Source organism: Acerihabitans sp. (assembly GCF_036398755.1).
Taxonomy (GTDB): domain Bacteria; phylum Pseudomonadota; class Gammaproteobacteria; order Enterobacterales; family Enterobacteriaceae; genus Acerihabitans.
In genome coordinates, this window is record NZ_DASWOM010000035.1 from 1 (window position 1) to 11,245 (window position 11,245).

The following is an 11,245-nucleotide window of genomic DNA, read 5'->3' on the forward strand; positions in this document are numbered from 1 at the left end:
ACCCGGTATTCATAATCGATATCAATACCCTGTACCGCCGGGTCGTCCGAGTTGATGGTGGCGAGAATGCCGTGCTCAAGGAATTGCTTTAACGGGTGTTCCGCGAGCGAGCGCACCGTGCTGGTCTGCACATTGGAGGTCAGGCAGCTTTCGATACCGATGCGATGCAGCGCCAAGAAATCCATCAGCGCCGGATCCTCAATGGCCTTTACGCCATGGCCGATGCGTTCCGCCCCCAGTTCATGGATGGCCTGCCAGATGCTCTCGGGACCGGCGGCCTCGCCGGCGTGCACGGTAATGCGCAGACCGGCGTCGCGGGCGCGGGTGAAATGGCTCAGGAACAGGCTGCCGGGGAAACCAATCTCATCGCCGGCCAAGTCCAGGGCGGTGATGCCGTCGCGGCAGGCGAGGAGAGCCTCCAGTTCCTGCAGGCAGGCATCCTCGCCAAAGGTGCGGCTCATAATGCCGATAAGCCGGGCCTGGGTGGCAAAATCGCGGCAACCGTCCCGCACACCCGCAATCACCGCTTCCACCACGCCCTGTAGCGGCAGACCATGCTTCATGGCCATATAATAGGGCGAAAAGCGCAGCTCGGTGTAATCCAGTCCCACCCGGACGGCATCCTCGACGTTTTCATACGCCACGCGGCGGCAGGCCTCCAGCGAACCGAGCACCGCCACGCCCCAATCCAGCTTTTGCAGAAAACTGACCAGATCCGGCTCGGTATGGCTGACCTGCACATGCGCACGCAGGTCATCGAGGTTATCCGCCGGCAACGCCATACCGAACTGGCGACCCAGATCGAGGATGGTCTGCGCGCGGATATTGCCGTCGAGGTGGCGATGGAGATCGGTCAGGGGAAGGGATTTATCAATCATTGGCAACAGTCTTATTCTGATGAAATATTGCCTGATTATAACGTGTTTCCGAATAGTCAGCAGAGAATGGTTATCTTGCCTTGGAAGTGATAAGCATGGATCTCAAACGACAGCAAAATGGGAGGAAGCTCGCGCAAGGGTATAATTAATACCGCGCCTGCGGCGCGGCGGATGGGGATGATAGCGCCTGATTGAAAGAAACCGTCGCGGCGCGGAACCGGGACGATCGCTCAGGCATCAAAGGTTTAAGATTGCGGAACCACCGGTGACTGCGCCGGCGGCGTGTCGCTTTCCGGTAAACCGAACAGGCCGAACAGGCCCATAAAGTTTTGCAGCGACATCTTCTGCCCGTTCAGGTTGACCTGGTTGTCGGCATACTGGAAGCTGCTGCTCAAGGTATTGTCGTTGACGGTGGTCAGCTTGAACATTTGGCCCATGGCCGCCAGGCCCTGCACCTGCTGCTTGGCCAGCTTCTGGGCGTCCTCGTCGTTGTAGCCCTGGAGCCGGGCGAACCGGGTGGTGGTCTCGGTGGCCATGTCCAGTGGTACGGTGAGCTTGGCGTCGACTTTATTGACAAACCGCGCCCACAGTTGATCCGGCGTCGTTGGCGCAGTGGGCGCCTGGGTTGGGTCGTTAAGGTTAAGCGTCAGGTTAAAGGCGCTTTCCCCTTTGCTGTTTTTCCAGCTGAACGGCGCAATGGTCAGGTACGGACTGCCTTTTAGCGCCAGCGGCAGGTTCTGGAACAGCGCCTGGCTGATCAACTGCTGCTGGGCCGCCGGATCGGCCTGGCCGGTTTGCTGCACGATCTGCTGCACCTGGGCGTGGTATTTTTCGCTGAAATCGGCGATAGCCTTGGGATCGAGGTTTGACAGCCTGATGACCAGCCGGCCGGCGCCGAAATCCTGCCCTTGCACATGCAGCGCATCCAGATTATACGCCACCTGCGCATTGAGTTTATCCGCCTCCTCGTTGACGCTGGTCACCTGGGACAGGCCATCGGCGCTGAGCATATCCTTGCCGTCGATATTGTACACCAGCGTTTTGGCCTTCATGGTGTTGTCGCCGACGCTGTAGTCCAGTTTGCCTTTATGGGTGGTGCTGTCGAGGCGGAAGTCCTGCACGGTAAGCTGTTCATGCTGTTGCCATTGGTTTAGACCGCCGATCAGCAGGCTGGCGATGCCGCCGTCAAACGACATTTTATTCATGTCATGGTCTATCGCGGCGTTAAAGGTGCCGCCGCTGGTGCGCAGTACTGTGGTGGGACTGTTGTAATCCAGGGCCATGACATCGATGACCGATACCGTATCGCCGTTGTACGCCACACGGGTGAGGGCGGTCACCGGCGGCTGGCCCTTGCTGGCGTCGAACAGCGGTTTTACCAGCGGCGTGGCCGCCAACCGGCTATGCACCGAAGCCATGCTGGGGATCAGCACGCCTTTCTTCAATTGGCCAAACGGCAGCGGACCATGGTCTATGGCTTCATTGATCACCAGGCGATCGCCCGGGTTCAGGGGTTTATTCTCGCCGGTGCTGCCGTCGGACACCAGCACCAGGTTTACGTGGCTGGAAAACAGGCGGCGCTGATAGTCTTCGATAACCAGATTGACGCCGAGCTCAGGGAAGGCCGCCTTGAGGCGGGCATTGGCGTCGGCGACCACCGCCGGCAGGCGCTGCTCGAACTGTTTGCCGGTATACCACGCGCTAGTGGTCCAGGCCGCGCCGAGAACAATAATCACGCCAACCGCTACGAGTGTTTTTTTCATACTTTGTTCATCCTTATTATAATGTCCTGTTCCAGATTGACCAACCGCCCAATGGCGTGGGCAAAATACGGGTTTATGCTCGTCATCTTTCCCTTTGCCCTTTATGGTTCTAATAATAGCAACTGTCCGCCAAGGCGTGGCGGGTGTTGTCACAGTTCGTTATATACCCGGGCCAGGCGGCCGTTGCCGCGGACGTTTACCGGCGATTCGCCGGCCGTCAGAAACGCGGATTCACCGGGTTTAAGCGTCAGGCTGCCGCCGTTTTTTTCCAATATCGCCTGTCCGTCGACGCAAAATACAATGGCCGCGCTGTCCTGGGCCAGTGTTTGGGGCACCGATGACAGGTTATGCAGCGCAAAGGCGAAGTCCGCCACCGGAATGGGGAAGCGCAGGGCGCCGTTTTCATTCACCGGCCTGGCCAGCAGTTGATCCTCCGGTTTGGCGATAAACTGGACATTGGCCAGTAGTTCGGGCACGTCGATATATTTCGGGGTAAGGCCGGCGCGCAGGACATTGTCGGAATTGGCCATCACCTCCAGCGCCTCGCCGCGCAGATAGGCGTGTGGCGTTTCGGCGTAGAGGAACATCGCCTGGCCGGGCTTGAGCGTAATGACATTGAGCAGCAACGGCGAAAACAAGCCGCAGTCGTCCGGGTAATCCGCGGCAATATTGCTGATGGTCGCCCAGGGTTCGCCGTGCTGCTGTCCAAGGGTGGATTTCAGCACATCGAGGGCCAGGGATTTGTCCTCGCCGCTCATGCTCAGCAAATCCCCAAAAAGCTGCGCCAAATGTGTTTCATCTGGGTGCTGCAAAAAATGCGCTATAGCGGGATGAGCGCCCGCCACCGGCTGCAGCAAGGAAACGATGGCGCTCAGTTCCCGAAAACCATTCATCGCCTGGAAGGGGGTTAGCGCAAAGACCAGTTCAGGTTTGTGGTTGGCGTCTTTGTAATTACGATTGCCCGCGTCAAGGGGGACGCCACGGTCGTTTTCCAGGGCAAAACCGCGTTCAGCCGCGCTTTTGCTGGGATGGACCTGAATGGACAACGGTTCCTGCGCGCACAGAACCTTGAACAGGAACGGCAGTTCGCCAAAACGGCCGGCGACCGCCGCGCCCAGGACGGCCTCGGGCTGCCGTGCGATATAGTCCCGCAAGGACATTTCCCCGCCCCGATCGTCGTCGATGCGCGAACTGCTTTTGGGGTGCGCGCCCATCCACAGCTCGGCCATCGGCTGCTGGCCGGGGTTGGCGATGCCATACAGACGGGTGAGGGCGTCTTTACTGCCCCAGGCATAATGCTGTACCGAGTTGATCATTTTTTTCATGGATTTGCTGCCCTTACTGAATCCTAAATGTGATAACGCGAGGCGGTCGCATAATGGTAAGCTTTTCTCCGACGCTATACTATCAACGTCAGTCTATCAAAGACAGGCTATCAATGTCCCGTTCGCGTGGCGTAGCGGCCGGGCAGGATATTGATCTTTAGGAAGAATACCAGGAGGAAAAATGGCAGTTACCCGCATAGAAAAAGATTCCATGGGCCCGATCGAGGTGCCGTCCGAGCGCTTATGGGGGGCGCAAACGCAACGTTCCCTTGAACATTTTCGTATTTCCAGCGAAAAAATGCCGCCGGCGCTTATCGATGCGCTGGCACAAACCAAACGCGCCGCCGCCGAGGTCAATAAAGATTTAGGTTTATTGCCCGCTGAACGCGCCGACGCCATTATCCGCGCGGCGGATGAAGTGCTGGCCGGCGGCCATCCGCTGGAGTTCCCCCTGGCCATCTGGCAGACCGGCTCTGGCACCCAGAGCAATATGAACATGAACGAGGTGCTGGCCAACCGCGCCAGCGAGCTGCTGGGCGGTGAGCGCGGCGAAGGGCGCATGGTGCATCCCAACGACGATGTCAACAAAAGCCAAAGCTCCAACGACGTATTTCCCACCGCCATGCACGTGGCCGCCGTTGTGGCGCTGCGTGAACATCTCATCCCGCAGTTAAAAACCCTGCGCGCCACGCTTGCGGAAAAATCAGCCGCTTTCGCCGATATCGTTAAAATCGGCCGCACCCATTTGCAGGACGCCACGCCCCTGACCCTGGGACAGGAAATTTCCGGCTGGGTGGCGATGCTCGATCATAACCTTACCCATATCGAACACAGCGTGCCGCACCTGAGCGAGCTGGCTCTGGGCGGCACGGCGGTGGGCACCGGACTCAATACCCATCCCGAATATGCGGTACGGGTCGCCAAAGCGCTGGCGGACTTGACCAAACAGCCTTTTGTCACCGCGCCGAACAAGTTTGAAGCGCTCGCCACCTGCGACGCACTGGTCCATGGCCACGGCGCGCTCAAAGGCCTGGCCGCGTCGCTGATGAAAATCGCCAACGATGTGCGCTGGCTGGCCTCGGGTCCGCGCTGCGGCATCGGCGAAATCAGCATACCCGAAAACGAACCCGGCAGTTCCATCATGCCCGGCAAGGTGAACCCGACCCAATGCGAAGCCATGACCATGCTGTGCTGCCAGGTCCTGGGCAATGACGCGGCAATCAATATCGGCGGCGCATCCGGTAATTTTGAATTAAATGTCTACCGGCCGATGATTATCCATAATTTCCTGCAATCGGTACGCCTGCTGGCCGACGGCATGGACAGTTTTAATCATCATTGCGCGGTGGGCATCGAGCCAAACCGCGCGCGCATCGATCAACTGCTTAACGAATCGCTGATGCTGGTGACCGCGCTTAATACCCATATCGGTTATGACAAATCGGCGGAGATTGCCAAAAAGGCCCATAAAGAGGGGCTGACGCTGAAAGCCTCGGCGCTTAAGCTTGGTTATCTCAGCGCCGATGAGTTTGATCAATGGGTGCGGCCGGAGGACATGGTGGGCTCATTGAAAAGCTGAACGGGATTGACCGCTGCGGTTACCCGGGCTGGCTTACGGTTAACCGCAGCGGTGGATGGGTCTCGTTCAGGACGCCACGTACAGGTGCAACCGTTCAATCAGTAAACGCATGGGTAAAGCCGCCGGTTTGTATTTATGGCGTACGCCATCGCGGTTGTAATCCAGGAGTCCGCCAAGTTTCGGCACCGGCGCGCCGGAGGACTGCCGGCATAGCACAATCAGCGGGGAAGGGCAGGCGTACTGCACCTGCCTTTGGCTGTCCTGATACCAAACCCTGGCGATTGGCTGAACCTTAACCGGTCTTTTTATCTTGAGCACAATATCGGGGGGCAATTTACTGACCTCGTCGATTTCCCGCCGCACGCGTTCGGCCCACTGCGTTTTATCGTAAGGCGGCACCGCCCGCCCGGCGTCCAGGCTTTTTTGCAGCATCGCCAATACCTCCTTGCGCGTCAGGTTCTTGATAATCTGTTTATTGGCCCAGCCAAAGCGTACGCTTGCCGGGTCGGTAAGCGTTTGCAGCGCGCGGTAGGCGCTCAGGGTTTTTAAGCCGCGCAGGTGGGTATGGACAAACTCGAACCGCAGCTCGGGCGGCAGTTGCGATTCCACCGTTACCATATGGGCCAGTTCGGCTTTCAACAGGTTTATCTCCGCGGTTAACGTCTGCGCGGTTTGATATTGCGCGTCATCGACGGAAAAGCAAAGCGCGCCGGGCAGGCGAATGGCCGCCTTGGCGCTGGTGTCTTGTTTTTGATGATAGATAAACATGCGCTGGAAGTGCGCCAGGCCCAGCTCCTGCGCTGGCGCCCCCACATGCTGGGTCACCTTGATTGACGCTATGTCTTCATGTTCCTTGCCTTTTGCCACCTCCGGCAGTTCAAAAACCCTGCCGGCAAGCAAACGGAACCCGCCCAAACGTTGCTGCCATTGCGTGAGCTGGGTTTGTAACTGGTTAAAGCGTTGATTCAGACGTTCAATCAGATCAAGGGAAGCCATGGGTTAACTCATTTTAGTTACAACATACATATCAGTATAATCATAAATCCCTCACTTAACCATCGCATTTAATATTCGCCTGGCAGCCATAAAAGGGGAAAATCGCCACGGGTCGGCGGCGAATTGGCGCGATATCGGATATGGGCAAGGGGGTAGCGGCGATCCTCGCCGCCTGTGGCTAGCAAACGGCGCGCAGTTCCGGTAAGCGGTTCAGCCGGCGGGCAACATATATCCCCAGCAGCAGCATAATGGCGATAAAGATCACCACACCGGTCCAGGCAAAACCATGCCAGAAAAAGCCGCCAACGGTACCGGCAACGCTTGAACCGACATAATAACAGAATAGATAAAGCGAAGAAGCCTGACCTTTGGCGCGCCGGGCGCGGCGGCCAATCCAGGCGCTAGCGGTGGAGTGCGCGGCGAAAAAACCGGCGGTAAACAGCATCATGCCGCCCAGTATTGCGATCAGGGAGGAGAACCAGGTCAGTAAAAGCCCGGCGAGCATAATCGACATCGACACCATCAGTACCGGCCCGCGGCCATAGCGACCGGAAAGACTGCCGGCCTTGGGCGAGCTAATGGTGCCGGTCAGATACACGACGGACAGCAGGCCGACCGTGGCCTGGCTCAAAAACCAGGGGCCGGCGAGCAGACGATAGCCAATATAGTTAAACAGGGTTATAAACGATCCCATCAACAAAAAGCCTTCGATAAACAGCAACGGCAGGCCGGCATCGCGAAAGTGCAGGCGGAAATTGATCGCCAAAGTCCGCGGTTTAAGCGAACCGGCGCGAAAATGGCGCGACGCGGGCAGGATGCGCCAGAACATCAGCGCGGCGCCCAGCGCGACCACGCCGATGGCGCCGACGGCAATGCGCCAACTGAAGAAATCCGTCAGCACCCCGCTGATAAGCCGGCCGCTCATGCCGCCGATAGAATTACCGCTGATATAAAGCCCCATCGAAAACGCCACCACGCTTGGATGGATTTCCTCGCTGAGGTAAGTCATCGCCACGGCGGCCACGCCGCTTAAGGAAAGGCCGACCAGCGCGCGGAAAATCAAAATGTCCTGCCAGCCGGTCATAAACGCGCTGATAATGGTAAACAGCGCCGCCAGCAGCAGCGAGACCACCATCACCGCCTTTCTGCCCACGGCATCGGACAGCGGACCGGTAAACAGCAGCCCCAGGGCCATCAGTCCGGTGGCGGCTGACAAGGATAAACTGCTGGTTGCCGGCGAAACGCCGAATTCCTGCGATAGTACCGGCAATATCGGCTGTACACAGTAAAGCAGGGCAAATGTCGCCAGGCCGGCGGAAAACAACGCCAGGGTGACGCGAATAAACTGTGGGGTGCCGCGTTTGATATAAGGCGTTTTGACGGGTACGGCAAAATCAGGCGCTTTGACTGCGGGCGTCTCACGGGCGGGCGCACCGGTACGCGATAGGGTGTTCACAATAATTCCTCGGAAAGCAAAAAAAATCCACAGACGGCAGGCAGTCTTTGGTCACAATGCGAAAATGATAGGAACAAACCAATTTGATGTCTAATATATTAATACTCTCATTTGATATGTTTAAAATATGAATATCGAACTGCGACATCTGCGCTATTTTATCGCCGTGGCTGAAACGCTTCATTTTGGCAGAGCGGCGGAGAAATTACATATTTCCCAGCCGCCGCTCAGCCAGCAGATCCAGATCCTAGAGCAGATGGTCGGCGCCAGGCTGCTTGAGCGCAATAACCGCAACGTCAGGCTCACGCCCGCGGGAAAACAATTCCTGGAACAGGCCTGGTCGATTATCGAACAGGTAAACCAGGCGGCGGAACGGGCCGCCAGGATCCATCGCGGCGAATCCGGTGAAATCACCATCGGCTTTACGTCTTCGACGCCGTTTAACCAGCGTATATCGGCAAGTCTGCTGGCGTTTCGTCAACAGCATCCCGCGGTACACATACAAATGGTTGAAACCAATACCAAGCAGCAGATTGAACCCCTGATGAGCGGAAAGTTCGATATGGGGGTTATGCGCAACACACCGCTGCCGGAGGCGTTGGGTTACCAACTGCTGCTGCGGGAGCCCCTGGTGGCGGTGGTGCATCAGGATCACCCTTTAGCTGGCGCGGCGGGAGGGCGTATCAGCGTTTTGCAACTGGCCAGCGAACCTTTCGTGTTTTTCGACCGTAAGGTGGGCACGGCGCTTTACGACGAAACATTGCTGTTATTAAAAGGGTTTGGCATCACGCCCTATATCACCCAGGAGGTGGGGGAGGCAATGACCATTATCGGCCTGGTGTCCGCGGGCCTGGGCGTATCCATCCTGCCAGCGTCTTTTGCGCGCATCAACGTCGATAGCGTGCGCTATCTATCGCTAGAGGAGCCTCAGGCAAAAACCGAGGTCTGGCTGGTTACCCACAGACAGAAGGAGCTTTCTGCCGCTGCCCAGATGCTGATCAATTTAATGTTACAACAATAATGCTAGTATGGTTGTTATGTGCGGTAAATCACATAACTAATCAAATATTTGACGGCTAATATTAAAAGTCACACCATAGCCCCAATATATTATTTTATAGCGTGAAAATATCAGGAGCAAGGTGAGTGATTGGCCATGGTCAACCAGGACATATCGATCAAATCAAGCAGACTAACGCGGGAGTGGTGTATCGCCTGATTGATTCATTCGGTCCTATTTCGCGTATCGCCTTGTCAAAACTCGCCAGGCTCGCGCCTGCCAGTATTACGAAAATTGTGCGCGAATTGGTCGAGGCCCATCTGGTCACCGAAACCGAATATCAGGAAAATGGCCAACGCGGCCGGCCGGCCATCGGACTGGTGGTCGATACCCAGGCATGGCATTTTCTTTCGGTGCGCATCGGTCATGGCACCATGACCCTGGCGCTGCGGGAACTCAGCAGTAAGCTTATCGTCGAGGATACCGTGCCGCTGCCGGCCGAGGCGCCGGAACCGCTGCTGGTTCGCCTGATTCAAACCATCGATCGGTTTTTTATTCGGCATCAGCATCAACTGGAACGCCTTACCGCCGTGGCGGTGACGCTGCCGGGCATTATCGACGCCGCGGCCGGCATGGTGCACCGCATGCCATGGTACGACGTCAATAATATGGCCCTGGGACCGGCCCTGAGCGAACACATCGGCGTGCCGGCCTACCTGCAGCATGATATTTGCGCCTGGACCATGGCCGAAGCGCTTTACGGCGCGGCGCGCGGATGCAATGACGTTATCCAGATCGTTATCGATCACAACGTGGGCGCCGGGGTGATAACCGGCGGCACGTTATTGCACGGTAGCAGCCGCAGCCTGGTGGAGATTGGTCATACTCAGGTCGAACCCTATGGCAAACGTTGTTATTGCGGTAACCGCGGCTGCCTGGAAACGGTGGCGGGGATGGAAAGCATCATGGACCTGACCCGCCAGCGGCTGGCGCTGAATAGCCATTCCATCATGAATGACGCGGCGGTAAGCGTAGAGTCCTTGTGCCAGGCGGCCATGGATGGCGATACCCTGGCGCGGGACATCATCGTCGGCGTCGGCAATAGTGTGGGACGCATACTGGCCATCATGGTCAATCTGTTTAATCCGGAAAAAATCCTGGTCGGCTCTCCGCTAAATCAGGCCTCGGATATTTTATTTCCGGTCATCCTGTCCAATATACGTCAACAATCGCTGCCGGATTACAGTAAAGACATCAGCGTGCAGGCGACGCGATTTAAAAATCAGGGCACCATGCCCGGCGCCGCGCTGGTTAAAGATGCGCTTTATGACGGCTCATTATTATTGAAGCTGGTCCAGGGGTAAGACTATAAATATTGAGCTAACGCAAGCCGTGACCAGCCCATATCGGTTACATTTTATCTCAACCCATCACCTTATCCAAACATGTCCAATGGATTAACGCCAGGCTGGAGTCGTCATGTTAAAACGTATTTTTGTCGCCGGTACGGACACCGCGGTTGGCAAGACCATTGTCTCGCGCGCCATTTTGCAATATCTGGCGGCTCGCGGGCTCAGCGTTGCCGGCTACAAGCCTATCGCCAGGGGCAGTCAGGAGACGGCGGAAGGCCTGCGCAATAAAGATGCCCTGGTGCTGTGCGCTTCCTCCACGCTGCAGCTCCCTTATGAGCAAATCAATCCCATTACCCTGCGCGAGGAGGAAATCAGCGCCTATTCCGGCGATGACATCGATTACGGCCTGATGTCGCGCGGCCTTCAGCACCTGACTGGCCTGGCCGAGATGGTGGTGGTGGAAGGCAGCGGCGGCTGGCGTACCATCATGAGCGATTATCGGCCGTATTCCGATTGGGTAGTGCAGGAACAACTGCCGGTGGTGCTGGTTATCGGTATTAAGCTCGGCTGTATTAACCATGCATTGTTAACCGCCGAAGCCATTATTAATGATGGCCTGCCTTTATTAGGCTGGGTCGCTAATCGTATTAATCCAGGATTGGCGCATTATGCTGAAATAATGGATATATTGCGTAATAAGATCCCGGCCCCTCAGCTGGGGGAATTACCTTATTTACCCAGGCCGGAGCAACGCGACCTTTCCGGTTATATCAATATGAGTGATATTTTCCAACTGAGTAATACTGCCAGTAGCACTATTTAATCCATCCCCCATACTCTAACAATGCCCAAATCCATACCCGATTAGGGCATTGCGCGCCGATCGAGGCCCCCGC

Annotated in this window: 9 protein-coding genes; 4 read left to right on the forward strand and 5 right to left on the reverse strand. The window is 56.9% G+C overall.

Annotated features, from left to right (window positions below; translation table 11 throughout):
* From add to manA, 3 genes are all read right to left on the reverse strand, one after another.
* On the reverse strand, positions 1-878 hold an 878-nt coding region (add, locus tag VGC33_RS06080), incomplete at its 3' end, for an adenosine deaminase (protein WP_331119858.1).
* Positions 879-1,123: 245 nt separating this feature from the next.
* Positions 1,124-2,641, reverse strand: a complete 1,518-nt coding sequence (locus VGC33_RS06085; RefSeq protein WP_331119859.1) for a YdgA family protein — start codon at positions 2,639-2,641, stop codon at positions 1,124-1,126.
* A gap of 149 nt (positions 2,642-2,790) precedes the next feature.
* Positions 2,791-3,966 carry a mannose-6-phosphate isomerase gene (gene manA, locus VGC33_RS06090; RefSeq protein WP_331119860.1) on the reverse strand — a complete coding sequence of 392 codons (1,176 nt, stop codon included), beginning with the start codon at positions 3,964-3,966 and terminating at the stop codon, positions 2,791-2,793.
* Positions 3,967-4,147: 181 nt separating this feature from the next.
* Between manA and fumC the strand changes: the two genes are divergently transcribed.
* Positions 4,148-5,545, forward strand: a complete 1,398-nt coding sequence (fumC, locus tag VGC33_RS06095; RefSeq protein WP_331119861.1) for a class II fumarate hydratase — start codon at positions 4,148-4,150, stop codon at positions 5,543-5,545.
* A gap of 66 nt (positions 5,546-5,611) precedes the next feature.
* Here the strand turns inward: fumC and tus are convergent, their stop codons facing one another.
* Together tus and VGC33_RS06105 are read right to left on the reverse strand one after the other, a co-directional pair.
* The gene (tus, locus tag VGC33_RS06100) at positions 5,612-6,541 is read right to left on the reverse strand and encodes a DNA replication terminus site-binding protein (RefSeq protein ID WP_331119862.1); all 930 of its coding nucleotides are present in this window, start codon (positions 6,539-6,541) and stop codon (positions 5,612-5,614) included.
* A gap of 178 nt (positions 6,542-6,719) precedes the next feature.
* Entirely contained in the window at positions 6,720-7,907 is a 1,188-nt protein-coding gene (locus tag VGC33_RS06105; protein ID WP_414636894.1) for an MFS transporter, read from the reverse strand.
* A 217-nt stretch (positions 7,908-8,124) separates the two neighbouring features.
* On the opposite strand from VGC33_RS06105, the gene VGC33_RS06110 reads away from it, so the two are divergent.
* From VGC33_RS06110 to bioD, 3 genes are all read left to right on the forward strand, one after another.
* Positions 8,125-9,018 (forward strand): LysR family transcriptional regulator, encoded by an 894-nt coding sequence (locus VGC33_RS06110; RefSeq protein WP_331119864.1) that lies wholly within the window; start codon positions 8,125-8,127, stop codon positions 9,016-9,018.
* Positions 9,019-9,143: 125 nt separating this feature from the next.
* A complete protein-coding gene (gene mlc / locus VGC33_RS06115; protein ID WP_331119865.1) occupies positions 9,144-10,361 on the forward strand; it encodes a sugar metabolism global transcriptional regulator Mlc in 1,218 nt (405 codons plus the stop codon).
* Between the two features lie 115 nt (positions 10,362-10,476).
* Positions 10,477-11,172, forward strand: coding sequence for a dethiobiotin synthase (gene bioD, locus VGC33_RS06120; RefSeq protein WP_331119866.1), 696 nt, complete (start codon positions 10,477-10,479; stop codon positions 11,170-11,172).
* Positions 11,173-11,245: the final 73 nt, after the last annotated feature.

Coding starts and splice junctions, on each gene's coding strand:
- VGC33_RS06085 (WP_331119859.1), bottom strand. CDS start 2,641: ATGAAAAAAACACTCGTAGCGGTTGGCGTGATTATTGTTCTCGGCGCG.
- manA (WP_331119860.1), bottom strand. CDS start 3,966: ATGAAAAAAATGATCAACTCGGTACAGCATTATGCCTGGGGCAGTAAA.
- fumC (WP_331119861.1), top strand. CDS start 4,148: ATGGCAGTTACCCGCATAGAAAAAGATTCCATGGGCCCGATCGAGGTG.
- tus (WP_331119862.1), bottom strand. CDS start 6,541: ATGGCTTCCCTTGATCTGATTGAACGTCTGAATCAACGCTTTAACCAG.
- VGC33_RS06110 (WP_331119864.1), top strand. CDS start 8,125: ATGAATATCGAACTGCGACATCTGCGCTATTTTATCGCCGTGGCTGAA.
- bioD (WP_331119866.1), top strand. CDS start 10,477: ATGTTAAAACGTATTTTTGTCGCCGGTACGGACACCGCGGTTGGCAAG.